This is a genomic window from Streptomyces sp. NBC_01431, assembly GCF_036231355.1.
In the GTDB taxonomy this organism is placed as follows: domain Bacteria; phylum Actinomycetota; class Actinomycetes; order Streptomycetales; family Streptomycetaceae; genus Streptomyces.
Genome location: NZ_CP109496.1, coordinates 1,749,747 through 1,775,687, shown reverse-complemented (window position 1 = coordinate 1,775,687; position 25,941 = coordinate 1,749,747). Strand labels below are relative to the sequence as shown.

19 protein-coding genes and 4 pseudogenes are annotated in these 25,941 nt (G+C 66.7%); 6 read left to right on the top strand and 17 right to left on the bottom strand.

What is annotated here, in order from left to right; genetic code table 11:
- Positions 1-149 precede the first annotated feature (149 nt).
- Both OG522_RS08285 and OG522_RS08280 read right to left on the bottom strand, forming a co-directional pair.
- Positions 150-875 carry an RNaseH domain-containing protein gene (locus OG522_RS08285; RefSeq protein WP_329462286.1) on the bottom strand — a complete coding sequence of 242 codons (726 nt, stop codon included), beginning with the start codon at positions 873-875 and terminating at the stop codon, positions 150-152.
- A 456-nt stretch (positions 876-1,331) separates the two neighbouring features.
- Positions 1,332-1,820 (bottom strand): hypothetical protein, encoded by a 489-nt coding sequence (locus OG522_RS08280; RefSeq protein ID WP_329462285.1) that lies wholly within the window; start codon positions 1,818-1,820, stop codon positions 1,332-1,334.
- Positions 1,821-2,118: 298 nt separating this feature from the next.
- Here OG522_RS08280 and OG522_RS08275 point away from each other — a divergent pair, with 298 nt between their 5' ends.
- Together OG522_RS08275 and OG522_RS41240 are read left to right on the top strand one after the other, a co-directional pair.
- On the top strand, positions 2,119-2,901 hold the full coding sequence (locus tag OG522_RS08275) for an FG-GAP repeat domain-containing protein (RefSeq protein WP_329462284.1): 783 nt from the start codon (positions 2,119-2,121) through the stop codon (positions 2,899-2,901).
- On the top strand, positions 2,886-3,230 hold the full coding sequence (locus tag OG522_RS41240) for a bulb-type lectin domain-containing protein (protein WP_443074824.1): 345 nt from the start codon (positions 2,886-2,888) through the stop codon (positions 3,228-3,230). The genes OG522_RS08275 and OG522_RS41240 overlap by 16 nt, the downstream gene beginning before the upstream one ends.
- Positions 3,231-3,259: 29 nt before the next feature.
- Here the strand turns inward: OG522_RS41240 and OG522_RS41235 are convergent, their stop codons facing one another.
- Positions 3,260-3,502: a transposase gene (locus OG522_RS41235; protein WP_443074823.1), complete on the bottom strand. Its 243-nt coding sequence runs from the start codon at positions 3,500-3,502 to the stop codon at positions 3,260-3,262.
- A 34-nt stretch (positions 3,503-3,536) separates the two neighbouring features.
- Positions 3,537-4,469, bottom strand: a pseudogene (locus OG522_RS08270) (IS701 family transposase); the annotation flags it as partial.
- A gap of 152 nt (positions 4,470-4,621) precedes the next feature.
- Between OG522_RS08270 and OG522_RS08265 the strand changes: the two are divergent.
- Positions 4,622-5,539 (top strand): FG-GAP-like repeat-containing protein, encoded by a 918-nt coding sequence (locus OG522_RS08265; protein ID WP_329462283.1) that lies wholly within the window; start codon positions 4,622-4,624, stop codon positions 5,537-5,539.
- Positions 5,424-6,254 carry an FG-GAP repeat domain-containing protein gene (locus tag OG522_RS08260; RefSeq protein WP_329462282.1) on the top strand — a complete coding sequence of 277 codons (831 nt, stop codon included), beginning with the start codon at positions 5,424-5,426 and terminating at the stop codon, positions 6,252-6,254. Before OG522_RS08265 ends, OG522_RS08260 begins: the two co-directional genes overlap by 116 nt.
- A gap of 141 nt (positions 6,255-6,395) precedes the next feature.
- On the opposite strand, the gene OG522_RS08255 is transcribed toward OG522_RS08260, so the two are convergent.
- The 6 genes and pseudogenes from OG522_RS08255 to OG522_RS08230 form a co-directional block, all read right to left on the bottom strand.
- Complete coding sequence (locus OG522_RS08255) at positions 6,396-7,412, bottom strand: acyltransferase family protein (RefSeq protein ID WP_443074674.1); 1,017 nt, start codon at positions 7,410-7,412, stop codon at positions 6,396-6,398.
- A gap of 301 nt (positions 7,413-7,713) precedes the next feature.
- A pseudogene (locus OG522_RS08250) lies at positions 7,714-8,040 on the bottom strand (transposase); the annotation flags it as partial.
- A gap of 972 nt (positions 8,041-9,012) precedes the next feature.
- Positions 9,013-9,390, bottom strand: coding sequence for a hypothetical protein (locus OG522_RS08245; RefSeq protein ID WP_329462280.1), 378 nt, complete (start codon positions 9,388-9,390; stop codon positions 9,013-9,015).
- A gap of 53 nt (positions 9,391-9,443) precedes the next feature.
- Positions 9,444-10,511: a PD-(D/E)XK nuclease family protein gene (locus OG522_RS08240; protein ID WP_329462279.1), complete on the bottom strand. Its 1,068-nt coding sequence runs from the start codon at positions 10,509-10,511 to the stop codon at positions 9,444-9,446.
- Between the two features lie 212 nt (positions 10,512-10,723).
- On the bottom strand, positions 10,724-11,083 hold the full coding sequence (locus tag OG522_RS08235) for a hypothetical protein (protein WP_329462278.1): 360 nt from the start codon (positions 11,081-11,083) through the stop codon (positions 10,724-10,726).
- Between the two features lie 158 nt (positions 11,084-11,241).
- Positions 11,242-11,400: a hypothetical protein gene (locus tag OG522_RS08230; protein WP_329462277.1), complete on the bottom strand. Its 159-nt coding sequence runs from the start codon at positions 11,398-11,400 to the stop codon at positions 11,242-11,244.
- Positions 11,401-11,779: 379 nt separating this feature from the next.
- Between OG522_RS08230 and OG522_RS08225 the strand changes: the two are divergent.
- A pseudogene (locus tag OG522_RS08225) lies at positions 11,780-12,103 on the top strand (transposase); the annotation flags it as partial.
- Positions 12,104-12,146: 43 nt separating this feature from the next.
- Here OG522_RS08225 and OG522_RS08220 read toward each other — a convergent pair.
- The 5 genes and pseudogenes from OG522_RS08220 to OG522_RS08200 form a co-directional block, all read right to left on the bottom strand.
- Positions 12,147-12,284, bottom strand: a pseudogene (locus tag OG522_RS08220) (transposase); the annotation flags it as partial.
- 624 nt (positions 12,285-12,908) lie between these two features.
- Positions 12,909-17,366, bottom strand: a complete 4,458-nt coding sequence (locus tag OG522_RS08215; RefSeq protein ID WP_329462276.1) for a NaeI family type II restriction endonuclease — start codon at positions 17,364-17,366, stop codon at positions 12,909-12,911.
- A gap of 16 nt (positions 17,367-17,382) precedes the next feature.
- Positions 17,383-18,393: an AAA family ATPase gene (locus OG522_RS08210; protein ID WP_329462275.1), complete on the bottom strand. Its 1,011-nt coding sequence runs from the start codon at positions 18,391-18,393 to the stop codon at positions 17,383-17,385.
- Positions 18,390-20,552 (bottom strand): VMAP-C domain-containing protein, encoded by a 2,163-nt coding sequence (locus tag OG522_RS08205; protein WP_329462274.1) that lies wholly within the window; start codon positions 20,550-20,552, stop codon positions 18,390-18,392. Before OG522_RS08205 ends, OG522_RS08210 begins: the two co-directional genes overlap by 4 nt.
- A gap of 1 nt (position 20,553) precedes the next feature.
- Complete coding sequence (locus tag OG522_RS08200) at positions 20,554-20,868, bottom strand: trypco2 family protein (protein WP_329462273.1); 315 nt, start codon at positions 20,866-20,868, stop codon at positions 20,554-20,556.
- A 249-nt stretch (positions 20,869-21,117) separates the two neighbouring features.
- Here OG522_RS08200 and OG522_RS08195 point away from each other — a divergent pair, with 249 nt between their 5' ends.
- Entirely contained in the window at positions 21,118-22,815 is a 1,698-nt protein-coding gene (locus OG522_RS08195; protein ID WP_329462272.1) for an IS701 family transposase, read from the top strand.
- A 442-nt stretch (positions 22,816-23,257) separates the two neighbouring features.
- Here the strand turns inward: OG522_RS08195 and OG522_RS41230 are convergent, their stop codons facing one another.
- Together OG522_RS41230 and OG522_RS08190 are read right to left on the bottom strand one after the other, a co-directional pair.
- Complete coding sequence (locus OG522_RS41230; protein WP_443074822.1) at positions 23,258-23,824, bottom strand: SMI1/KNR4 family protein; 567 nt, start codon at positions 23,822-23,824, stop codon at positions 23,258-23,260.
- Between the two features lie 725 nt (positions 23,825-24,549).
- Positions 24,550-25,857: a tetratricopeptide repeat protein gene (locus OG522_RS08190; protein ID WP_329462271.1), complete on the bottom strand. Its 1,308-nt coding sequence runs from the start codon at positions 25,855-25,857 to the stop codon at positions 24,550-24,552.
- Between the last annotated feature and the right edge of the window lie 84 nt (positions 25,858-25,941).

The following is a 25,941-nucleotide window of genomic DNA, read 5'->3' as shown; positions in this document are numbered from 1 at the left end:
TGTAGGCGCTGTCCGGCAGTCCCGGCCGCTCAGCGGCCGAGACTGCGATGCGTGTTCATTGACGCGTGATGGAAGGGTCGGTGGCGTGGCACCGCTGCCTGCGTCTTGCCTGTGAAGCGAACGGCCGCGGTGATCGGTCTGCGGAGGCGCTAGACGAGGTACTCGGTCATGAGGTCGGCGCAGTGAATGAGCCACGGCCAGACCGTGTCGTTGGCGGCATGCAGGACGGAGCGCCTCAGGACCTGTACGTACATGGCGAGTTCGGCCGGGTCGTCTCCGTCTTGAAGGAATGCCGTGACGATCTCCAGGGGGCGAGGGTTGTGTACGGACCAGGTGGCGTTCTGGGGCTGTGAGGGGTCGAGTTTGGTGATCTTGAGCGGGGTCTGGTTCTGGTCCGGGCGCGGGTTGAGCCCGTAGAAGACGGTGTCGCTGAGCTGGACGAGTCCGCTGAAGCGTCCGTTGCCGGGGGTGCGTTGCTGGGTCTCTTCGTCGAAGGGGACACCGAACAGGTGGGCGACGGCGTTTCGGTCGGCTGCCTCGCGCAGCCGGATGATGCGCAGGCCGGGCAGGTCTTTGGGCTTGCGCGGGGCGGGGGCGGTTTCGAGATGGCCCAGGCGGGTGCGGGGTGCATGGACCGCTGCGGGGGTGAGGTAGGTGTCCTGGAGCCAGGGCCAGATGTCGCGCTGGCGCAGGGCGGCGGACCGGGCGAGGAAGATCCGGTCGGTGGTGGTATCCGGGGCGAGCGCCTGGCGGAGGAAGTCGACGAGCGCGGGGCGATCACGGTAGGCGTTGATGCGGCCACGTTGGGCAGTGAGGGCCTCGGGCAGCTGGGTGAAGGGGATTTCGGGTTCGTAGCTGCTGGCGCGGGTGGGCATGAGCTGTGCGGTGGGCGGGATCCCGGGGGCGGGCGCGCAGGATCATGGGGACGCACTGGTTGCCCGGTGCGGGCGGCATCCAGAAGGTGACCAATTCGAACGGCCCAGTGATGCCGGGTGGTTGAGGCAGGTCGGGGAGGTAGCCGAGCTGGCGCAGCGCGTCGAGAGCTGAGGACGCGGCGCGTTCGATGTCGCTCGCGCGCAGGTCGGTTCCTGGGCAGGGCGTCACGCGACAACGCCGAAGCCCTGAGGGTGTAGGGAGGTGCTGGACCTCGGCATGGAAGAAGGCCCCCGCTTCAAGGCGGGGGCCTTCGGCCTCTCCCGGCCGAGGGTTGTCTGCCCCGGGGTTGGCTCCGCTCGGCTATGCGAGCCCCCCCCACGGTATAAGCACCTGTGGAATGAGTACGCATCGGTAGAATCTGTCTGGGATCTAATGCTTCCCTAGCGGCGGCGATTTTAGCTGCGCATGGGAATATCGTCGCTGTAATCATTTTGCAGCATCTGCACCCACTCGCTCTCTTCGAGGCACTGAAGAATCTCGAAAGCGTAAGAAGCGCAGGCTCGGGAACGGCCGGAAGAGGCCTCTTCGATGAAGATCCAGACGCCACGGGAAATAATGCTCTGGCATTCCTGAAGATACTCCGGAGAATCGCTATCCGAAAGACCCAGGATGGAGTCCAGCAGGATCTCGCGCCGTAGTGTGTCGTGTTCGCCAGCTAGAGCGGCCATCATGATCTTGGCTACCGCGGGCGCGGATGGCATGAAGAATGCACTAATGAGTACGTGTCCCTCCATCCAGTTCTTCCGCAGGAGGCTATCTGGATCCTGTCCCAGCATGTTGAGAAATTCTTCCACAGCGTGGTCTGCCCAGCGACCACACTCGCACCGGATCTGCGAGATTCCGCTCGCGGAAATCACCGATCGAATCAATCGGTCGTTAGGCATATTCGACTCCTGTGAATAGTGGCTGATGCGGGGCTGCTCGCAATATGTGCCAGCAGCCCCGCGTACGTGGGGATCTTCATTTAGTCGGCCATCTGTCCGCCCTCTTGCATCTTGGTGCCTTCTTCGAAGAACGAGCGGAAGGGGGCGTAGTCTTCTTGACACCTGACGCACACCGGATTATGCCCCAGTTTCAATTGATCGGAAGATCCCTTGACCTGGTAGGCCTTGGTGAACTCTATTCTAGAGGCGTCTCCCCCCAGAGCGAAACAGACGTTTCCCTCTGCGCAATAGCCGCCGAATGGGCGGCGGCGCCTTCCCAGGCCAGCAAGTCGCAGCCAGCGGCGGCTGGGGGCAGGACGGCAAGAATGACCTAATCTCGCTCGAGCACAGCGATGTCGCTCAGCGAAACGTTCTGCGGGTCTATCCCAACAGCGGCCGAGGTCTCATCAATCGGGACGGGTACAGCTCCTTCGACCTCAAGGTCACGTGCCCGACGCCCACAACATCGGGCCTCTGCAAGGGAGTCACCGATGACCACTGGTCGGATGCCGACCAGATCCTCACCGGCGACTTCAACAGTGACAGCAAGCCCGATGTCCTCGTCAAGGAAGGCAATCAGCTTTGGCTTTACTTCGGCGACCGATCAGACCTGCTGACGCACGGCCGCAGCCACCCTGTGCTGGTGGGTGGCACCGACTGGGACCAGTTCACCCTCGTCAGCCCCGGCGACCTCAACAAGGACGGCCTGCCCGATCTACTCATGCGCAAGGACGACACCGGCGACCTCTATCGCGCCTACGGCGAAGACGATCCCAATGGCGTTCTCAACGCGGCCACCTGGGGTATCGCCTCACACCGCACCAAACTTACTGGGCTCACCCTCAAGAAGAGCGACTACCCCGTCATCGGATCCTCCGGCGACTTCGACGGAGACGGGAACGCGAAGGGAAGCAATCCCGGTGACGGCATCGCCGACCTGTGGGGCCGGAAGGCGGACAACACCGTAACCGGATGGCCCGGCCAGGCCACCGGCAATGACTTCACCGGTTCAGTCAGCCGTTCACCATCGACGGCTCTGTAGGCGGCCGGCGCATCACTCCCGGCACCCGCCTCACCTCAGGACAGTCGATCACCTCCAATTCGGCCAAGCTGACCATGCAGGCCGACGGAAACCTCACCATCACCTCCAACGCCAACAAGGTGATCTGGTCCACCAACACCAGCGGAAACGCAGGAGCCACCGCCCTCATCCAGAGCGACGGCAACATCACCGTCAACAAGCCGGGTGATGACTCAACGTCCCTGTGGAGCACCAACCAAGCGACTAGTAGTGCTTGGTCAGGTTGGTGCGGGGTCGGGGATGTTGCGGTGACAGGTGGGGCAGGCGCCGGTCCAGGCTGCGAGGAGTAACTGCAGTTCGCGGACGACTCGGTAGAGGCTCAGGCCGACGCCGTCTCTTTTGGGGACCGGGTCAGTCGCTGGAGGGTGCAGAAGGCGTGGGCGACGGAGACGAGGGTGACGTGGTGGTGCCAGCCGGGCCAGGTGCGGCCCTCGAAGTGGGCCAGGCCCAGGGCCTGTTTCATCTCGCGGTAGTCGTTCTCGATGCGCCAGCGGAGCTTCGCGGTGCGGACGAGGGTGGCCAGTGGGGTGGTCTCGGGCAGGTTGGACAGCCAGAACTGCACTGGTTCGTCCTGGTCGGCCGGCCATTCGGCCAGCAGCCAGCGCACCGGCAAACTCGCCCCCGGCCGTGGCTTTGCGGATCTCACGTCCGGCGGGCCGGATCCGCAGGGCCACGAAGCGGGAGTACATACGTTTGTGCCCGCTGCGGCCGGTCCCGGGCCGCGAGCCCTCGCGCCACTGCACCGGCCGCGCAGCCCGTTTCCCCGCCGCAAGGACCAGACTCTTCACCGTCTTCGCCGCTTCTGGGTAGGCCGGCCCCGCTCGTCGGCCCCGGCCGGAACAGGCCGGGATGCACAGCTGTGCGTCCCCAGGCTGCGCGGTGGTCGTGGTCGAGATGCCCACCACGTAGTCGAGCCCGCGGCCCTCCAGGCCGAGGCGGAAGGCGGCGGTATCCCCATAGCCGCCGTCCGCGATGACCAGGGGGACATCAAGACCCCAGGACCGCGTCTCGTCGACCATGTCGAGGGCCAGCTGCCACTTTTCGACATGCCCCACTCCGGCCGGGATACCGCACCTGCCACGCCGGGCCACCTTGGCCGCATTGGCCTTCGGCGACGCCGGATCCCAGCTCTCGGGCAGGAACAGACGCCAGTTCACCGCCGCCGACGCGTTGTCGGACGCCAGGTGCAGCGACACTCCCGCCTGGCAGTTGGTGACCTTGCCCGCCGTCCCCGTGTACTGCCGAGACACACACGCGGACGCGTCCCCGTCCTTGAGGAACCCGGTGTCGTCGATGACCAGCACCGTCGGTCTGACGACCGGCTGCATCCGCCACGCGAGCCGGGCCCGCACGTGCGCCGCGTCCCACGGGCTGGACGTGATGAAGTGGGCCAGCGCCTGCCGGTTGCCGTCCTCGCCCAGGCGGGCGGCCATCGGTTCCACCGACTTGCGCCCGCCCTCCAGCAGCAGCCCTCGCAGGTAGACGGCACCCCACCGGCGCTGATCCACCCGCCCGAACGGTTCGAACATCTCCGCCGCGAAGTCCTCCAGATCACACCGGACCGCGGCCAACTCCCCACCCAGCACACACGATCAACGACACGACCGATCAAGAAGACACGCCACCGCCGAACGAACTTGACCAAGCACTAAAGCCGGAACACCTGTCCGATGGCTACGCCATGCTCCAGGACCGTGGCAACCTCGTCATCTACAACGCCAAGGGCCAGGCGCTGTGGTCCAGCGGTACCGCCATCCGGCACGATTACAACGGCGACGGGCGCAGTGACGTCGCCGACTGGTACAACTACGCCGACGGCCACGATGCCCTCCACGCCCTGCTCACCAACTCGGACGGCACGTTCAAGGCCCCGTTCGAGGGTGCCGTCTTCCCCAACGGGTACTTCGACGCCACCAAGGCGCGGTTCGCGACCGGCGACTACAACGGCGACGGCCGCGGCGACGTGGCGTTCCTGTACGACTACGGCGGCGGCAAGGTGAAGCTGTTCACCGCGCTCAGCAAGCCCGACGGCACCTACCAGACCCCGCTCATCGAGTCGTGGTCGAGCCCGAGTGGCTGGTGGGCCAACGACCTCAAGCTGGAGTCGGGTGACTTCAACGGAGACGGGCGAGATGACCTGGCCGCCTGGTACTCCTATGCCGACGGCAGCGACCGGCTGTTCACCTTCACCGCCGACGTGCGTGGCGGCTTCAATCCGCCCTTCGACTCGTACTACATGAACGCTGGCAACTGGGACATCAACAAGAGCAAGCTGGTCACCGGTGACTTCAACGGTGACGGGCGTGACGACATCGCTGCCCTGTACGGGTATCCGGATGGCTCGGTGAAGATGCACACCTTCGCCGCCACGCCCACCGGCGCCTTCCAGGCCAGCATCCAGTCCTGGGGCGACACCGCCACCGGCTGGGGCGACTGGAACCGCACCACCATCCAGGCCGGCGACTTCAACGGCGACGGCATAGGTGAAGCTGTTCACCGCGCTCAGCAAGCCCGACGGCACCTACCAGACCCCGCTCATCGAGTCGTGGTCGAGCCCGAGTGGCTGGTGGGCCAACGACCTCAAGCTGGAGTCGGGTGACTTCAACGGAGACGGGCGAGATGACCTGGCCGCCTGGTACTCCTATGCCGACGGCAGCGACCGGCTGTTCACCTTCACCGCCGACGTGCGTGGCGGCTTCAATCCGCCCTTCGACTCGTACTACATGAACGCTGGCAACTGGGACATCAACAAGAGCAAGCTGGTCACCGGTGACTTCAACGGTGACGGGCGTGACGACATCGCTGCCCTGTACGGGTATCCGGATGGCTCGGTGAAGATGCACACCTTCGCCGCCACGCCCACCGGCGCCTTCCAGGCCAGCATCCAGTCCTGGGGCGACACCGCCACCGGCTGGGGCGACTGGAACCGCACCACCATCCAGGCCGGCGACTTCAACGGCGACGGCATCGACGACGTGGTCGCCTGGTACGACTACGCCGACGGCCACGACGGCCTCCACACCATGATCGCCAGCGGCAGCCACACCGGCGAATTCGCCAAACCCATACCCGCGCTGAACATGCCCGCCGGATGGTGGGACGTGAACCGGAGCAAGCTCGTCACCGGAGACTTCGACGGCGACGGCCGCGACGACCTCGCCTCCCTCTACGGCTATCCCGACGGCAGCGTCCGCATGTTCACCTTCACAGCCAAGACCGACAACAGCGGCACCTTCAACGCCGGCGTCGGCAGCTGGACCACCCCCACCGGCTGGAACCTCAACGAAGCCAACGTCATCCGCCCCTACAACTAACCAGCCCAGCTAAAGCCGATGGCCTCGTGCGGAGCACCTGCTCCGCACGAGGCCATCGGCGTAAGAGGATCAAGTCCTGCGAAAGACCGCCGCACCCGTCGAAGCGAGGCCGAGCCCGGGCCTTGCGACGGTGCATCAAATTCAGACCTGCGCGAGCCCCTGCTTCAGCCTCCGGCTGAGGGGACGCTCGACGAACCGGTGCACCAGCCACGCCAGCAGAACCAGGCCTGTGGTGACCAGAGCGAGGAGTGGGTAGGTCGGGACGCCGGGCGAGAAGGTATGGAAGAGTTCCCAGCCGATCATCTGGTGCATGAGGTAGAGCGGGTAGGTGACAGCGCCCGCATAGGTCAGCCAGCGCCACCGAACCCACGACAACCGTCCCGTCGCGACGAGGGCGAGCAGCGCGAAGGACGCCGCGAGGATGAGGACGACGGGCCAGGCGGGTACGAGGCGGCCGACGTAGGCCTCGGTGCTGCGCCACATCTTCAGGGTGGCGGGCAGGCCCGCTCCGAAGCAGAGCAGCACGATGCCAGTGAGCATCAGGTTCGGGCGGAAGTGGTACATCAGGTAGAAGGCGATGCCCGCGATGAAGTACCAGCTGTACTCGGGCATCACCAACAGCCGCAGCGGCCCCGGCCCGGCCTTGGCGAACAGCATGCTGGCGGTCGCCCACAGGCAGCAGAAGGCCAGCACCCTGCGGTAGGTCAGCCCCCACCAGGCGACCACCGCGAACAGCAGGTAGAAGCGGAGTTCGGCGAAGAGCGACCAGTACGCCCCGTCCGCCGACGGCACCCCGAGCGGCTCCTGCAGCATGGTCAGGTTGGTGAGGACATCGGTCCACGGCAGGTGTCGGTTCCCCTTCGGGAACACCGCCAGAGTCACCGTGGTGGCAAGCACCCCGAACCAGTACGCCGGATACAGGCGCACCACGCGTGAGACGAAGAAGTCCCGCAGCGGCTTACCCCAGCAGCTCATACAGATCACAAAGCCGCTGATCAGGAAGAACAGATGCACCCCGAGCCAGCCGTAAGCCGTGACCGGGAACACCGCAGGGAAGACCGCCTCGGGCTTCTTGGGCCAGCTGCCGACCCGCGCCGTGTAGTGGTACGCCAACACCGACAACGCCGCCATCAGCCGCAGTCCGTCCAAGGCGAACACCCGCCCCGAACGAGCCGGCCCAGACGCGCTTGGGGGCCGCCTTCGGTGTCCCGCCTGCGCCCGCCGCGCGGCTATCGCTGGGACATCATGGTCGAGCACGCTGAAACCTCCGCCTGAGACATGTACCGGGGCTTCACGAGCGCCCACCAGCCAGGAGGAGCTACGGCCTACCTGAACGCCCCAGAGCATAAGAGCCTCCACACACTTCCCACACATCGCCCCCATGCCTCCGAGAGCGCGGGGGGTGGGGAGTGTCAATTAAACGGCCCTGTCTCACTTCCGGTGGTGACGGAGAGCGCTGTCATCCGAGGAGGATGCGATGCCGGAGGAGCGTGAAGCCGGCTCGCCCGTGCATCTGGCGCGCGATCCGTTTGGTCTTGGTGTTGACGCCCTCGGTGGGGCCGTTGCTGTACGGAAGCGTGAGTCCGGCGATCACGGCGTCGATGTCCCGGTCCAGGCCCCGGGTAAAGGCATGCAGCTGGGGCAGGTCGGCCGCTCGGACCTGGGCGATCCAGCTCACAAGCGCGTCGGCGTTGCCGGCGTGCGGCGTAAGGAGTGAGTCGAAGTCCCGGACATTGGTGGCCAGTTGAGTTATCTCGGGGCAGGCGGCGGTGACCTTGGCCAGGAGCTGAGACGGAACGACCGTCAACAGCGAGGACGGCCGCGGCCGCGCCCAGACCTGCCGTGAAGAGCAAGGTGAGCCCCCAGTCGGGCAATCCGTCCAGGTCGTCCTCACTGCGCAAGCGGTAGGTGAGCGTGATCACGGCGAGGGTCGCTGGCCCGGCCGTGAGCCCGGCGGCAGGGGCTGGTCATTTCCGGCCAGGCGGACAAACAGCCAGCCGAAGGCGGCGCTTGACAGAGCGACCCCGACCACGACGACGACTCTCTCTTGAGCGTTCATCCTGTTGTCCCGGATGACCAGGGCTGTCCAGATCACCAGGACCACCAGCGCCAACCCTCCCGCGAGCCACGCCGGTCCTGGTCGGCCGTCGACAGCGAAGACGACTGCGAGCCAGACGAGGCCGACCTCCGAGAAATCCGCAAGTACTCCGAAGATCACGCCCTTCCGGAGGCCCGAAGGTCGTTGGGCCGAGGCGCCAACCCGCCCTGATACACCGCATAACCGCTGGCCGCGACCCCTGTGGCGGCGGCCATCAGTCCCGAGGGCAAGGAGAGCAGCACTGCCCTCCTGCAGACTCCGCCCAAGAAGCTGAACCGCTACCAGGCCAAGGCCCGCGGCGACGAGGAGCGCGAGAGTGAGAGGCGCAGGCCGCAACTTCGATTCCGAGGTCATCCCAACCCCCGTCAGGGGTCGCCCATCTCCCATCCCATGGGCCAGGCGAACAGACCAACCATGGCTCCAGCGGCACGCGGGCCGTCGGCGAGGACGTGGCGGGTGATCGACAGACGCCAACCGGTGCTTCGACCCACACTTACAACTCTGCGCCCCTACGCCCACACGAGCAACGCGGAGGGATCCCTCGACCCGCGTCTCACGCGCGGCTAATGTACGGGTCCCTCGCCCCGGTTCGAGTGCCGGAAGGCTATTGTCACCCTTCACCAGATCCGGTGACAGGTTGAGTGAGTCGGCCGCCGCCGCTCACTTCCGCTCACCCCGATGGGCCGTATCGGGCGGGATCTCCGTGAGGCCGGTGTTGTGGCGGTGGGCGTTGACGTGGGCGATGAAGAAGTCGAGGCGCTCCTCCGCGCGGATTCCCCGTCGGCCCGCGGGCTGCCGGCCGGTGTGGCGTGGGGGAAGGCAGGCGATGGCGAACAGGTGGGTGGGGTGCCAGGAGAGCGCCTCCAGCACGGCGATCGCCTGGGCGACAGGCTCGGTGATCCACCACAGCCTCTCGGCGGGCGCCGCCTCGCCCTTGTGCTTCAGGGACCGGACCGCTGGTGTGCCGAAGTGTTCGGCGAGCGCACCGCGCTGGAGCTCTTGGACTACTGGCGGGAGAGGGTTATTCCGACCGTGCACTATTCTCCCCTGCGGCTTCCTTGCTCCTCGGGGGAACATGGATCCAGAAGGTGTCAGGCAGCCGCCAAGGCGAGCTGGGCCTGGCGGGTGAGTTCAGTACCGGCCGTCACTATCTGATCCATGGTCACGCCGGACATCGGCACGTAGCGATAGACAAAGCTCGGGTCGAACCTCAGCCACCCACCGTCAGCCGGCCGGACGGGCTCCGAGGTCGGTAGAGCGTCGAAGCGGAAGAAACGGAGGTACTCGTGTGCTGCATCCTGACGGGCTAGGCGGGCCGCGGCGTTTCGTCCAAACCCCGGGTGCTCTTGGGGCACAATGGCGGCCAGCCTGAACTGTTCGCCCTGGAGTTGCCATCCCAGCCGCAGCCCCGGGCCCGGCGTGAACCACTCCACGAGTCCCGTGCCGTTCGTCAGTTTGGCTTCGGCCGCGACGCCACGCGCGCGTAGCAGGGCGGCCACTGCCTGACACCGCATCTTCTGAACGGGAGCGTCGAGCCGAGCCGTAGTCAGCAACGAGCGCTGCTCCTTGGGAAGCATCAGCGGTTCTTCCGGGCTGGGGCAGCCGACAGTGGACACGAGTGCCCCTAGATCGCCGAGCAGACCCAGCCAGCGTTCCAACGTGGCTCCGGCGTAGGGGTCGCGGCGGGTAACGGCAGGCTGTGCACTCCTCAGCACGGCTGCAAGATCGAGGTAGCTGCGCCACGTCCACATGTGGCCGGTGGGAGTGGTGTACGTGTGTGTCGGCCAAGTCGGAGCGGTCAGGCTCAGCAGAACCAAAGCGGATGCGTCGCCCATGTCGTTGGTCAACTTGGTGGCGTAGCGATCCAGCTGGCTCTCATCGGGCAGAGCGAATGCCTTGTTCTCGATGACCAGCATGCAATCGTCGGAGCGCAGGACGAGGTCTGTGTTCTTCCATTCGCGCACGACCGTGACTGGGCTCCGCGCTGCAGTATCAGTCCATGTCTGCAGCAGCGCGTCGGCCGCTTCCGGATGGTGTTGAACGAACCAAGCCAGCAGGTTGCTGTCGAACAGCTCCTTGCCGCCCAGCGACATCGCGAACATGGGGTTGGTCTCGATCGAGGCCACCAGGTGGATCAGCGGGGACTGCGTCTGTGTCAAGGGAATCGGCTCCTGGAAGCGTTGCTGACGAGGGGACTACCACTTCACGGCTCGCGCATGCCTGGCGGCAGGGGGTTATTCCGACCATGCGCTGTCTCCCTTCTTGTGCCGTTCGTGAGCCTTGTCCGCGGCTCGGGCTGCGAGTTACTCGGCCCAGTCGCGTCGGGCGTAGGCGACGACCCAGCGGAGTGCGGTGTGGCGGTGCGTCTCGGTCACGTCGGCGAGGATCGGGCTGGGGAGATCGGCAGCGACGTGGTTCCGCTTCCACGTCGCGGGGCCGGCGACGGCTGCAACGCCGTGCGGTAGCGGCGGAAGCCGACCAGATCCTCCTCCGTCGCCAAGAGCAGATCGGTCGGCGGATCAAGCACCCGCCCCAGAAAGTCCTCGAGCGCCATGAGGTCGTACGCGTAGTCGCGCAGGCTCACCGCCCCGACGTACTTCGACAGATCGAAGAAGTACGACGTCAGCGGCTCTCTGGGGCGCATGTCTGGCCCGAGGAAGAACGGAGTCCCCTCCGGCAGCGCACCGGGCCGCGTCACCAGGTCGACCACATCCGGGTCGATGCCGGGCACGGCTGGCAGGTGGCGGCGAACCTTGTCCGCCGCCGTGAAGAATTAGTCCATGAGCGTCCCCCGACTCACATCGAGGGCGCGGAGCCTACCAGGCTGAACACGCCAACTCCCCGCCGTTCGGACAGAATGAGACACATCCTGAAGCTGGACCTAACCGGTCAGTTCGGCGTCGACGATGTCTGGGGGTGCGGCTGGTAGCGCGGGGTGATGTCCTCGCCCAGTGTCAGCAGCTGCGCGAACACGGCCTCGCCTGCTCCTTGTTCGGCCAGGTGGAAGTGGATTCTGAGCACGCAGCGCGTACGGCGGGTTGCTGCCATGGTTCACTCCGCGCGTCGAAGCGGATGGTCGGCTCGCCGCCGAACCACTGGATGGACACCTCATCCTGCCCGGCGTTCTGCTCGAACAGGAACTCCAGCCCCGCGGCCAGTTCCACCTTCGTCATGTCGGCTTGCCGGAGTTCGTATCGACGAAGCAGTACGTGCAGGCCATGTTGCAGCGGTCGGTGAGGACCACGCGCAGACCGCTGATACGGAGAGGGGCAGCATCGAGGCCGAGGAATCGGAGACGGTCACGGAGTGCTTCGCGCCGGTCGACCACGGGGCCGGCGGGAGCTACCACGGCCAGCCCGCTCGTGACCAGGCCTGGAACGGGAGTGTCCAATAGACGGCGGATCCGATGATCAAGGAGACGCCTGATATGAGCGAGAGCATCACCGAGCACGAGGCCGTGGAGGAGTCGGTCGTTGAGTCGGCCGCGGAGGCCGTGTCGGACGAGCAGTTGATCTCGATGCTGGTCGACCGCGCCCGGACGGACGGGCTGCAGTTGACCGGTGAGGGAGGGCTGTTGCAGCAGCTGACCAAGCGGGTGCTCGAGTCCGCCCTGGAGGGCGAGATCACCGATCACGTCGGCTATGACAAGTACGACGCAGCAGGCCGGAACAGCGGCAACTCCCGTAACGACACCCGTTCGAAGACGGTGTTGACCGACGTCGGGCCTGTCGAGGTGAAGGTGCCCCGTGACACTGCCTGAACCTCAACAACCAAGATCAGCCGTTGACTGGACAGACCCCCTGCCGGTTGCCGTCCTCGCCCAGGCGGGCGGCCATCGGTTCCACCGACTTGCGCCCGCCCTCCAGCAGCAGCCCTCGCAGATAGACGGCACCCCACCGGCGCTGATCCACCCGCCCGAACGGTTCGAACATCTCCGCCGCGAAGTCCTCCAGATCACACCGGACCGCGGCCAACTCCCCACCCAGCACACACGATCAACGACACGACCGATCAAGAAGACACGCCACCGCCGAACGAACTTGACCAAGCACTATAGGCATGTGTGCCTTTCACGATGGAGAGTGATCGCGCTTCGACCACCCGGCCACGGAGAACGTCGCGGGCCGTCCTCTCGCTTCTGAGCACACTGCATCCGACCTGCATGAAACGTTGTCGGGACGACAGGATTTGAACGTGCGACCCCCTTGACCCCAGGAGTGAGGACCATGGGAACTACCTGCATACATCGGGCAGAAACAGGGTGCAGAAGGTGCGTCCCCGCGCGTGCTGTTCAGGGTCGCGAGCACCGTGTGGTCCCCAAATAGTCCCCAGGGCAGTGGCGAAAGCATGGGTATCTGCCTGCCGTAGACCAATTGGTTCTGGACTGGACGGATCGAGCCACGTTCGATCCGTGTCTCGGTCCCGGCAGGTCGCGCACCCGTCGTTCGTGCTCGCTGGCGTCACTCACGACCAGCGTCGTCCTCGGCAGCAGCGTGGACTTCGCGACGACTGCCGTGCGCCCCCGGCTGTACGGCGGTAGGGCGATGAGGCCCACATCACCTCCGGCGGGGCCCGTCCACATGATCACTGCTTGCTGCCGAATGTGAAGGAAGCGCCGGCGCGTGGTGCACAGGGTCTTCCGGAGAGGCCAGAGACCACAGCCGGCCATCCATCTCCGCGAGAGGCTTGCCGATCCCAGGCAGAGCCGGTACGACCCGCGCGCTGACGAACTCTCCTTCCCGGGGGGCGGGAAGGCCGAGCTGACGGGCGATGTGTCGGTGTGCATCGTAGTCGCCCATGATGATGATTCCCTCCTCCCGAAGTGCTGAGCGGGATCCGCCGTTCCCGCGGATGCGCTTCATATAGTCCTTCTGCTGAACCACGGTGCGGACCGCGTTGCGTCCGATTCGGCGCCCCTGGGCGCGCCGGAACAGTTCGTTGAGTCGCCCCTGACCGGACCTATTCCCGAAAACTGCCTCGAGGTCGGTGCTGGCCATGTGCAGCAGGATGTTCTCCGAGAGCTCGGCGTCCCGCCAGAGCCAGAGAATCTTGTCGCGGTGCCCGGATTTGAGCGTGGCTCTCAGGTCCCGGTTGCGCCCAGTGTTGAGCCACTCCTCTTTGACGCGGAGCAGGCCGACACTCCACCGGCTCAGATGGTCGTCAGCCCAGACTAGAAGGCAGATGTGACCCAGCGTCCCGTGAGGGAGCGTCCAGCCGCCGAATGTGAGGCTGAAACGGCAGTCAACATCGACGCCGGCGATGCTGAAGTCCATCGCATGACCGTCCGCGAAGACAAACTCACGCTGGATCGCAATGTTTACCAGGCTTCCGAGGTGCGCCTGCTCTGCCCTGGTCAGGTGCTTCAAGTCGTATCGACCCGTCACCTCACCGTTCAGCACCTCGTCGATGGCATCCCGCAGGACCCGCCCCATACGTGTACCGGCCAGGTCCACATCCCGCACTGCACGGTAGGCCGCGATGAGCTCCTCATCGTCTGCACCCGCACTCGTGAGCCTTTCCAGCACCTCGGCCGCGTTGGCCGGCCGATCCTCGGGGTTGATCGCTAGAAGGTCCCTGACTAGCGCTTCGAGCTCGGGAGGGAAGCCAGAGGGCAGTTCCGGTTGGGGATGCGAGCGCCGGTGGACCTCTGCTTCGCGTCTGGTGAGCACGGCCACAGCGGGCGCGGCGCCGGTGGCCATGGCGTGTAGCAGACAGCCCAGTGAGTACAGGTCGCTTCGGTGGTCGACGGCGACGTTCTCGATGAACTCCTCGTACGACCGGTAGGGAGGCAGGAGCCGGAAGGGACTGGGGGTGGGCCGTATGTGCCTACCCAGGTCGATGCGCGGCAGGCGGCGGACACACAGACCGGGATCGGTCACAAGTACCCGCCCGTCACGGCGCAACATTACGGCTGAGGGGCTGAGGTCCAGGTGAAGCAGCTCGTTACGATGGAGCTCGGCGAGCATCCCCGCGATCTGCCCGCCAATTTCTCTAATCTTTTCTAAGGGCAGAGCGCCAGGTGCAAAGTTCAGCAGTTGCCCCAAGTCCTCGCCGTCAACAGCATCCGTCACAAAGTACGGACGACCATCGTGCAACCCGTAGCCGCTGACCTGCACCATTCCCTGAATGTCGAGCGCGGCCAGCCGCTCCGCAGCGGCGAGGAAATCCTCTTCTCCGGACCCCGTGCCCGGCCTAGGTGCGTCGAAGAGCTTGAGAGCGACCGCCCGGCCCTGTAGCTCATCCGTCGCCCGCCAAGTGGTTGACGTCGTTCCGACGTGCCGCCGCCGGGTCAGCCGGTAGCGTCCCTCGACCAACATTCCCACCTCGTCGGCGGGGATGCCCGGATCACGGCTTAGCTTCCGTCCGGGCTCCTCGGAAACCACGGCCAAGGGCTCCCCGTGCGGTCGGCTTACCCCCGCGGTGTTCTCGCCCGGCACCGCGACGGGGAACTCCCCTGCCGACGCTCGGTCGGCCGTCGGACCTCCGGAGCCAAGGGCGAACGCCTCGGCCAGATCGGCGGCGGAGGGTCTGCGGGTGGGGTCGTATTCTAGACAACGCCAAAGAGACCGCAGGAGCGCCGGGCTGATCCCGGAGTTGGTCAAGGGGCCATGTTCCGAGTTGTCGGCCTTCGGGTCGCTCCACCGTCCCGAGAGAAGGGCCAGCAGCAGCGCCCCGACGGCGTACACATCGCTCTGCGGCGTGAGCGACCGCCCGCCGTCGTCCGCCTCCAGGTAGGTGTCGCTGAGGGGCAGCACGTCGCGGTGAGCGCTGTCGACTCCGTCGACCGTCGCCGTCGCCCAGCCGACCAGCCGGACGTCGCGGTCGGTCACGAGAACGGCCAGGGGCGAGAGCGAGCCGTGCACGAGCCCCCGGGAGTGGGCGAGGGCAACGCCTTGCGTCAGGCCCAGCCCGATCCGCAAGAAAAGCTCCTCCGGGACCGTTCCCCCGTGTTCGTCGAGGACGGTGCGCAAGTTTGGTGCGGGCGGTGAGGACGGGGCGTCTGCGCGGCAGTGGACGCAGCTCGCCGCGACCCACGGCAGCTCCTCTGTGGTGTTCGCCGCCGCGCCGAGGAGTGCGGGGACGTGCGTGCCCTGCATGCGCGTCAGGCATTCGGCTTCCGTCCGGACGAGGTCCAGCGCGGTTCCCGGCTCGCGGGTATACAGCATGACTGGCGCCCGGACCGTGGCGATGGTGCCGTCCTCGTCCTCGGCCAGGTACATCGTCAGGTGGGGCCAACCGTGGGCACTGCGTGCACGGAGCCGGAACCGACCGAGCCGTACCGGGTCCTCCAGCAGGAGCTCCACCCAGCCGACTGGCAGGGTCTCACCCGGGGCGTCGTTGTACGCCTCGTCAGCCCAGGCAGCTGCTGCGTCCCGGGACCCGGCGGAATCCTCGGTCTCACCCCCGGGGACACGGAGCCGCTCCGGCCCGGTATCGGCGGACGGGATGCCGAGCCGCGTTAGCACCTGCTCGCGAAGCCAGCCGAAGGAGCGCCCGGTGTCGTCGATGGCGGCCGGGCCGTCCGGGTGCCCGACCCATGCCGGGAAGACCGGGGCGCGGCCGACGGCGGCCTCAATGCGCCGCGTCACGGCCTCGGCGGTGCGCAGCAGTTCCCTCGGGGAGACGGCGCTGAGGAGAACCTGCCGGGCGTCGTCCGTGAAGTCGAACCGTCGGTGGTGCGGCAGACGATCCGCCCCGTCGGCGTCGAGCTCGTGCATCAAGCCCCCCAGGAACACCTCCATGAGGTGGCCGATGTCTGTCGGTGGCCCGAGGGCGGTCTGCACCAGGCGCATCACGGGCGGTGTGGCGGGGACGACGGCCGCCACGTGGGCCGCGAGCCGATACGCGTTGGCGGACGCGGCCTCCCTGAAGCGGAGTACCGCTTCGTCGGCGTCGCCGTCCCGGGCGTCAGCCACGGTCCGGTTGGAATCGGGATGGCTGGCGTCCCACAGCGGCAGGAGCGCTGTGCTGCCGGGTGAGGCGACGAGCCGCGCCCAGTCGGCGACGGCCGCAGGGGTCGGCGCGAGGACCGGGATGGGTACGGAGTCGAAGCGGACGAGGTCCGGCGGCAGGTCAGGGTCGGTGACGTGCCAGGCGCGGGTGGGGCCGCCGCGGCGATGGGTGGTGACCTGCCAGCGCCGTGCGCCGATGCCGGTGCTCGCCCAGAGCCGGGACGGCAGTGCCTGGATGATCGCGGTGGGACCGCAACGTCCCCAGCGGTCCGTCGCCTGGCGCATCCCGCCGTCCCGCCAGGCTTCGCCCACACCGTCGCTGACGACTAGGACCAGGGTGTTGCCAGTCGGGTCGCACAGAGCCTCCGGCGTCAAGAGCCGACCGCGGTGACGGTACGGGCTGGTCCGCAGGGACGGAGTGCCGCTGCGCGTGTCGAGTCCGTACACACGCACGTCTCGGAAAGCCCCGGCACGTTCCATCAGCGCCCGGACGTCGGCGGCGAGCCGCTGCCAGAGGACCATGGAGACGCCGTCGTCAACTACGAGGGCCAGGGACAGCCAGCGGGTGCGCACCGCACGGGTGACGGTCTCGGGCACGCCTGTGTCAGCGATGGCAGCGACGGTCCGTGTGACGTCGAGTTCCTGCTGGCGCCGCTCAGGGAAGCGCTGCCGCAGCGGCCGGAGGGATTTGCCAAGCCGGAGCTGCCCGACGCCGAGGGTACTGCTGTCCGGGGCGCGCACGGCGACCGCCGGTGACAGGCCGGCGGGCGCCTGCACGTCGCCGTCGAGACTGGGCTGCGCCGAGGCCAGGAGCGGGCGCGCGGATCGCTTCCTCGTAGACTCCGCAGCGGTCGGCTTTGGTGCGGGCTCCGCGGTCTCGGCTGCTGGCACAGTCGGCCCGTCGTGGTGGGGCTCGCCGTGCCGCTCCGAGGTCGCAGCGGCCGCGCCGGCGGAGCGCGCCAGGGGCCCGGAGTCCCGAGGTAGCTTCCCGGCGAGCCACATGGCGTCGAGGAGTTCCTCGTGGGAGAGTTCCGCCCCGCTCTCGGCCAAAACCTTCGTCACGCGCGAGATCACGGCGTCACACGGCTCCGCCGAGACGGTGCAGGACGCCTTGGAGGAGGGAAGCCGCGTCAAGGTTCACGCCACCCTTGCGGAGGAAGACGGCGTTGAGTAGCTGATCGGTGGCCAGTTCGCCCTCGGCGCGGCGTTCGAGGAACTCCCGAAGCAGGTCGTCGGTGTCGTCGAGGGCGTCGGGACCGAGGTGCGCGGCGACGATCTCCCGAAGCCGCCGCTCGTCAGGCTCGGGGAGATCGAGGCGGACGCAGCGCCGCAGGAAGGCGGGCGGGAATTCCCTTTCGCCGTTGCTGGTAATGACCACGACCGGGAACTCACCGCAGCGCACGCGGCCGCGCGTGACCGGGGCGGTCTCATCCGGGTCGTCGGTCCGAACGTGTACCGGTGCGTCGGTCGCGGGCAGCCGGGTGAGTTCGGAGATGGCGAACTCACCCTCCTCGAAGACGGTCAGCAGGTCGTTGGGCAGGTCGACGTCACCCTTGTCAAGCTCGTCGATGAGCAGCGCGCGGGGGCGCTCCCGGGGCACAAGCGCGTTGCCCAGAGGGCCGAGCCGAATGTAATGGCCGATGTCTGGTTCCGTGCCGTCCGCGTCGCGCCGCAGGGTCGCCTCGCGCAGCCGACCAACGGCGTCGTAGTGGTATAGGGCGTCCTGAAGAGTTGAGCGGCTGTTCACTGGCCACTGCAGGACGCGGCCGAGCGCGAGTTCGTGAGCGATGGCGTGAGCCAGTGAGGACTTGCCCGTACCGGGCTGCCCGGTCACCAGGAGGGGCCGGCGCAGGTGGAGCGCCGCGTTCACCACCTCCACCTCGTCGGAGCCGATGAGGTAGGGCCGCGGGTACGGAACCCTGTCACCGGTGACGGTCTCCTGCCGGTCGAACCGGCGCCACGGGGGTGCAGCGGGGAACGGTACCTCACGGCGCTCGCCGTCACCGCGGAACAGCCACCAGTCGTCGCCTCCGCTGTCGGAGGATGAACGCTGAGGGTTTGTACCAGCCAGGGGCTCTGAGATGGTCATGACGCGTGCGATCCTCTCCAAGGGTCACTCAGTTGAAGCGACTCAGTCCGCGGGAGACGGCCTTCCGGTTCCCACACGAGGGAGGGCCGTGCCTGCCGCTCAGCCGGGCAAGCCGCCGAGTCGCTTCGGAAGTCTCGGACCCGCTCGGGAAGCCCCTCCAGGTCGCCGGTGGGAGCTAGGATCTCCAGTCTTCCTGCGTCTTCGTAGTCGATGGCCTCACGGTCCCACAGCACAACCGGAACGCCGAGGACGAGACATGTCAGCAACCAGGACCGGCGCTCGTCAGCGGGGCCGTGGAGGACCACCCGCGCGGTATCACGATGCTTGGTCTTCAGCAGATTCACGAGCTGCCTGGCGTCGCCGGAGGTCCGGCTGGTGACGAGCACCGACGCGCGTCCGTTCTTCCACCGGCGTTCCTGATCGCCTTCGCGTTCCGGCCTCCGGTCACTGAGTTCCGGGCAGCTCAGGGAGACGCGGTAGTCCGCTCCGATCGGCCACGCCGGAAGGATGTCGTCGAGCGCTCCGGGCTCCCATTCGTCGACGGCCAAGTCGAGCCCCGCCCGGTCAACCACGACGGTCACCCACGGCACATGGTCACCCTGCCCCGGCTCCTGGGCCGCAGTGAAGACCGCCTCGCTCAGGCTGCTCGCTGCCTCCTCCGGGGTCTTGGGCTCCGACTCTGCCTCCTTGAGCACGCGGTACGAACCATCGTTGCGAACAAGCAGAATCCGGACCCAATACCGGTCATCCGACGCGGCGGGGTCGTGTGCCAGCTCCACCACAACCCGCGACACCGGCGACACTCCGCGCTTCGCCCACTGGGCGGCATCCGCACGCCGCTCGCCCAGGGCCCCTGCGTGGATACCGAGCCGCCGGGCAGTCGTCCCCGACCACGCGCGTAGGTCGTCGCTCAGACCGTAAGCTGCGGCCGCCGCCACGTACTCGACGAGCCGCAGCAACGCTGGCACCGGCGGGGCGCCCTCGGGGCCGCTCACACCGTCGGACAGATCCTCCAAGCCCTCGACCACGCCGCAAACGTCGTCCTCGCCGAGCTGCGGACGGGTGAGGATCTCTGGAAGAACGACGTACCGCAGCGCCTCAGCGGCTGTTCGGGGCAGCAGCGCTGGCTGCTTCTCGCAGACCCGGCGCAGCAGGCCGATCAGGGCGTCGTACTCGTTCACGGAGAGCAGCGACCCGCAGTCGAGTGTCCTGGCCCACGAGAACAGATGAGTCAGAGCGGCGCGGGTCGTCCCTTGCGCGCTGCTCGCGAGGGCTTCGCCGAGAGACGCGAGCGCCCGGGGATGCGTCATGAGGAGTGCCACGAGGTCGGCAGCGGTGGGCTCGTAGCCCTCGGCCTCGTAGCCCAGTTCGCGCGCCAGGGCCCGGGCGTGATCGACACGGACGCCGGGGTGCGAGAACAACGGTGCGAGCAGCTTCTCCAGTTCGCGCTCAGCGGGCGTGCGCTCGGCGGCGGGCCTGGCCTCGGGCAGGGACGCGCCGATCGCACTCAGCTCGGGAGACCGACCGGTTTGCTCCTCGATGTGGGACACGAACCCGACGTCACCAGCGAAGGAGGACACCGGCAGGGCGATCAGCCGGCGGGCTCCGTAGGCGTGGTCCTCCTCGGTCACGACGCCGACGAGGTGGCCGCCGCAGAAGATCGCCGCGCCCGAGGCCCCGCCCCAGGCGTTCCCGCCATCGGTGCGGGCGGTGGGGGCCGGTCCTTGGTCGAGGACGTAGCGATCCTTGCCTCCGGAGAGGACCGGCAGGACACCGCGCAGGTGCTCCGGCGCCCGGATCTCCCCTTTGGCTGCCCAGGGATAGCCGAGGCCCTCGTACGGCAGCGGCGCGGTGCCCGCGGGGCAGCCCCAGCGGACGGAGCCGGGCGGATCGATCTCGCGGTCAAGGCACAGCAGCGCGACGTCCAGTCCGTCCGGGTGGGCCCAGAGCAGCTCCGCGTCCACGCGCGTCCTTTCGCCGTCGAGGTGGTGGCCTACCCGTACGGTGATGACTGGCCATAGCGTTCCCGTGTCGCGGTCCTCCAGCACATGGCGGGCGGTCAGCACGAGCCGCGGGGCGATCAGATAGCCGGAGCCGACGGTGAGGCGCCCCTCGCCGGTGTCCCCGCTGCGGATCAGCGCTAGTCTGCGCGGATCCATGTCACTCCTCGTCCAGCGACCCGAACTCATCGTCGCCGATCTCAGGGCGCGCGCCTCCGAGGGCCCGGTCCTTGACCGATAGCTTCAGCACCAGCTTGTGGGTACGGACGGTGGATTGTTCGCCCCCTGCGCCGACCGCAACCACGCCGAAGGAAAGCTTGCCGTCTCCCTTGGCGGACTTGCACAGTTCGAGCTGCAGCTCCAGCGCCGCCTCTTCGACGCCGAAGGCAAACTGCTGGTTGGCGCCTAGCCGCTGCGCCTCGTACAGCTCCTGCCGCAGCTCCTCGATAGCTGCGGCCAGACCGATAGTCGACAACTTCGCCCCGCCCCGGTTCAAGCAAATCAGAAAAACAGTGGGTCGCCGGTACGGTACAACGCTCGCGAGACACTTCAAACCTCGTTCACGGATAATGACTTGTGGAAGGAGCCGCCCACCGCGTGCCATCGCGCGAGAAGAAGTCCACCGAGCAGGAGGATCCGTTGAGCGCCTCCACCCCCAAGTACTACAGCCGGAAATCTTGTGACGTTGCCTGGGGGTTGTCGTTGACCGGGCATGATGCAGGATGTGACGGCTGAGGTGATAGCCGAGTGGCGTGACGAACTGACGGTGCTGACCGGCTCGTTGGGGTATTTGTTCAACCGGCCGGAGCCGCGGGTGGTGTTCGCGCAGTTCATCGACGGTCTGCTGGCGGAGTTGCCGAAGAAGAACGGCTGGACGCTTTCGAAGCGGGCCGGGCATGCGACAGCGGACCGGATGCAGTGGCTGCTCAACGGGTCGGTGTGGGGCACTGGCCTGCTGCGGGACGTGGTGCGCGGCTACGTCGTGGACCACCTCGGTGACGCGGATTCCTCGCTGGTCATCGACGACACCCAGGCCCAGAAGAAGGGCACCAAGTCGGTGGGGGTGGCCTTCCAGCACTGCGGCCTGACCGGGGATGTCCGCAACTGCCAGACCATGGTCATGCTCACCTACGCCACCGACGCCGGACACGCCTTCATCGACCGCCGCCTGTACGTGCCCGAGGAATGGACGTCCGACCGCGAGCGGTGCCGGGCGGCCGGCATCCCCGACGAGGTCGCATTGTCCACCAAGCCTGAGCTGGCCATCGCCATGCTCACTGACGCCCTGGCCGCCGCTGTCCCCTTCGCCTGGATCCTGGCTGACGCCGGATACGGACGCGACCCGCAGCTGCGGGCCTTCTGCCACGAGCGGGCCCTGCCCTACGTCCTCGGCGTCCCCGTCGATCTCCCGCTGGACGGCCCGCCGGGCAAACCCCGCCACCCGGCGGTGAAGCGCGCCGACGACCTGCTCCACTACGCCAAGGCCCGTGACCAGTGGGAACGCCGCTCCTGCGGTTTCGGATCCAAGGGTGAACGGCTCTACGACTGGACCGCGTTCGCCATCGAGGTCAAAGAAGAGAAGCCCGCCGAGGGCTTCGCCCACTGGCTCGTCCTGCGCAGATCCCTGCATCCCAACCGCCGCGGGAAGGACGGTGAACTCCACCGTGAGATCGCCTACTTCCTGGTCCACGCGCCCGCCGACACCACCGTCTCCGAGATCATCGCCCGGGCCGGAGGCCGCTGGCAGATCGAGGAGGACAACGAGATCAACAAGCAGCTCGTCGGGCTCGCGCAGTACCAGGTCCGCAAGTGGACCCCCTGGCACCGGCACGTCACCGCCTGCATGCTCGCTACCGCCTTCCTCGCCGTCCAACGCGCGGATTTCTCCGAGCCGGAGCCGGAAGCGGATCCCGTCCCGGAAAAGCCCAGAGCACGACCGCCAGTTCTGGCGCCGCCTCCACCAGACCCGCGCCATGGTCAGCCACTACCGACGCCGCGGCGATCCTCTCCCACCCCACCTACGTGCCTGGGCCCACCACCAGCCGACCCCACCGATCACCGACCCTCAAGATCTCCGGCTGTAGTACTCGGCTCCTCGACACGGTCACACCGGAATCCCCGCCGACTGTTGCTTCCCTACCGGCACCCAGGGATGCGCCGGCACGCCGCCGCCCACCCCGCCCCCGTCCCACGCCCCCGCCGGCGGTCGTCACGGAGGCGATATGCTCCTTCGAGCTGGACATCGCCTTGCTTCACCGCGCGGCACGCGCACTCGGGGCAGGAGACCGTCCTCGCCGCCCTCGCCCAAACTCTGCGGAGCCGGCAGCAGGCCGCGGAACTCCACCGACTACGCGAGCACGTCAAGCGCATCGCTGCCACTGCCGAACAAGCACTCCGAGCCGAAGGCTCCTCCCTCGCCTGACTGTGACGTCGTCGGAGCCGCCCGAACCCGGCCTCCCCTGCGTCGCATGAACGATTCGCCAGTTCACGGCCAGATACACCTGCTCCAGCCGCGTCGGCTAACCCGTGGCCGACCAGCGAGCGGTGCTGGCCGAGGGCGCCCCACCAGTGGGCGCATTCTCCCGGCAGGCGAGCAGCCCGGAGATGCCACTTTCAGGCGCTGGTTCCAGCGAGTTCCGCTCGTGCCCAGTTGTGCATATCGGGAGAAGCTACGGTGTCATCTGGGAGCCGATGATTCCGCCATTGCTGGCCAGGTTGCTCCGAGGAATCGGCACCATGATTCCGTCCTCGTTGAACGGCCCTTCTCCAAAAGATTCCGTGAACTCCCTGTAATCAGCGGGAAACCCGACTCCATAGTAATCTTGAAGGGCCATTGGACAGCTTGAAACTACAGCACGGGCCCGCTAATCAAACACTTCGCCCGCATACGGATCAGGCTCCCCCGTGTCCGGGTCGAGGCCCGCCTCCCTGAGCCGCATCTCCTCACGCGCATGAAGAAAGCGCGCAGGAGCGGCACCCCACAATGCATCGTCACTTACTGGGCATTCCGGGAGCCTCGCAGTAAGAATCCCTGTCAAGAATTGCACCATTCCGCATTCATACGTTGACCAGCCACCGACATGACGCGCCCACACCGCAACCGGCCACCGGTCAGGATTCACATCAACTGCCACCCAACATAGAATGTCGGCTGATGAAGTCTCTCCCCAAATCAGCATTCGATCAAGCGGGTATCGATCTGCTGGCGCAGCATATCGCCACTCCTGCATGGCCGGATTTCTAACCGTTCGCTCGGGGAAGCGTCCGACATATTTCCAACCCCCTTGCGGCGCGCTCGGGGCCCTTCCCCCGGGGATCCGAACGGTCAGGCTCTCATCGATCGTACCGCTACCGTACGAGGAGACAAACTCCTTGTAGTCAGTAGGGAAATCGGTGCCATAGTTTGCTTTAATCTCTGCCCAGTCGAGCATGTCACCCGACTGAGGGCGCGCCACGAGCACTCGCTCCAGCTCGTCACTGACTGAATTCACGTCAAACCCTCGATTCACGGTTCCATGGAGACATCACATCAGGGGCGCTTGGGCCCGGCCACGAGAAGGCCCCTAATGCGACATTATCCCATACCTGCAGTGGGTTCAGGCAAACCATTCTTCGAAGCCAGCCCGACATTCCTCCAGTAATTAAATTTAGGACTGTAGATCATATTGGGGATGACTTCATTTACGTAGATTCCTGGACTTCCGTCACGATTGGTCCCACTCGCAATCAGGTGGGAGAAGGCGTATTATGGCGTCTACGTGGTCCAGGGCGGGAGTGTTTGCCCTGATTGGGGCCTTGTGGTTCAGGTGCGTCGACGCTGTTCGTGACATTCGTGTGATCGCTGTGACTGATGTGGACCCCCGTCGGCTCGTCTCGGCGGGGGTCAACGTTGCGCGGTGCGCTGCAACCCGTGGCGGTCAGTTGCTGACCTTGCCTTGGCTACTGGCCCCCCACACCGTCTCTTCCTCTGTAGGGACTGCCTCGGCGGCCGCATATGCGGAACTTCGGTTCCGACGTCCCTCGCGGGGGTTTCGAGCCCCGTACCTCCCCTATCGGTCGAGCCCATACAACAGCGTGCTCCGCTGCCCCATATGGATCGGGGTACGACGGTTGGATGCGAAATGGCTGCTGCTTCCTGTGCGGTGAGTCGATGCTGTCAGGGCATGGCATCCGAACCGCTGTCGAGTCGCCAGGGCGCGGCAGGTTGACCGTCGAAGCCTCGTCCAAAGAGTCGTAGCTGATTTGCCCGGTGTGTCTGCCCCATCCTGAGGAGTGCCGCCACTGCGGCACCGCGGTCGTCGTGTCCAGCAACAGCACCACGCTGTAGCCAGTCGAGCGCCTCACTTGGTCGGCCCGCAAGGTCGAGTGCCGAGCCGGCCCTGGTCAGCGCCTCGACATCGCCGTGGCAGGCCGCACGTTCGTACCAGAGAAGCGACTCGTTCAGGCGGTTATGACCCGACAGCCGCTCCGCAGTCTGCCTGAAGCCGTGGACGTCACCGCCAGCAATGGCACGCTTGAACCAAGCGAGTGCTTCTTCTTCCCGACCAAGAACAACCAACTGGTGTGCAATATCGTTCAGGACTCGTGCGCGGCCTGCTGAGACAGCTCGATCGGCCCATGGCCAGGCTTCGTCCATACGGTTGTCTCGTAGCAGTAGCTCGATCAGCTCGCCGAGGGCGTCAGCGTCTCCCGAATCTGCAGCGCGTTCCAACCATGCAACCGCCTCATCCGATCGTCCGGCACTGACCAAGCGAAGCGCGGCCGTGCGCAAAGCTGTTGCATCTCCGAGGGCGGCAGCGCGGTCGAACCATGGAAGAGCCTCGTCGATTCGTCCGGCATCGGCCAGTTGCCGCGCGATCGCCCGTGCCGCGTAGTGGTCTTGGCCCGAATCGCTGGACTCAAGGCTGGCCAGCGCCTGTGTCGTGCGTCCGGCTGCTTGCAACCAATCTGCGGCCATGACGGTAGACAGTGCATCCCCGCGTGCGGCGGCGCGGTCGAACCACACCAAGGCGTCATCTAAGCGGCCGGCAGCAGCGAGGGCTTCACCAGCTGATCGAAGTGCTCGGGTGTCGTTGGACGCGGCGGCGCGGTCGAACCATGCCAGGGCGTCATCCAGACGTTTCGCATCCGCGAGATAGGTGCCTGCTGCCCGGAGTGCGTGCTGGTCGCCGGTCTGGGCGGCACGTTCGAACCAAACGAGGCTTTCTTCCAGGTGCCCAGCGTCGGCCAGCACTTTGCCCACTTCCGTTTGGCTGCTCGGCTCACCAGGCTTGGTCGCACTCTCGAAGAAAGCCAGGGCTTCCTCTACTTGGCCGGTGCGTGCGAGTTCGGCGCCCTGTCGCATTAGGGCTTCGCGCGACATGACCTTCAGGTGACGTGAAAGTGCATCTTCGAGGTGCTGGATGCGCGGCTTCCCGCGCTGGCGTCGTTGGGCCAATCGGTCCCGGCGAATTTGGGCGGCCAAGTCTTCTGCCTTCGCGGCCGCCAGCGGATCTTCAGAAAGTCTGGCGCGTTCGTACCATGCCAGTGCTTCATCGTGCCGCCGCGC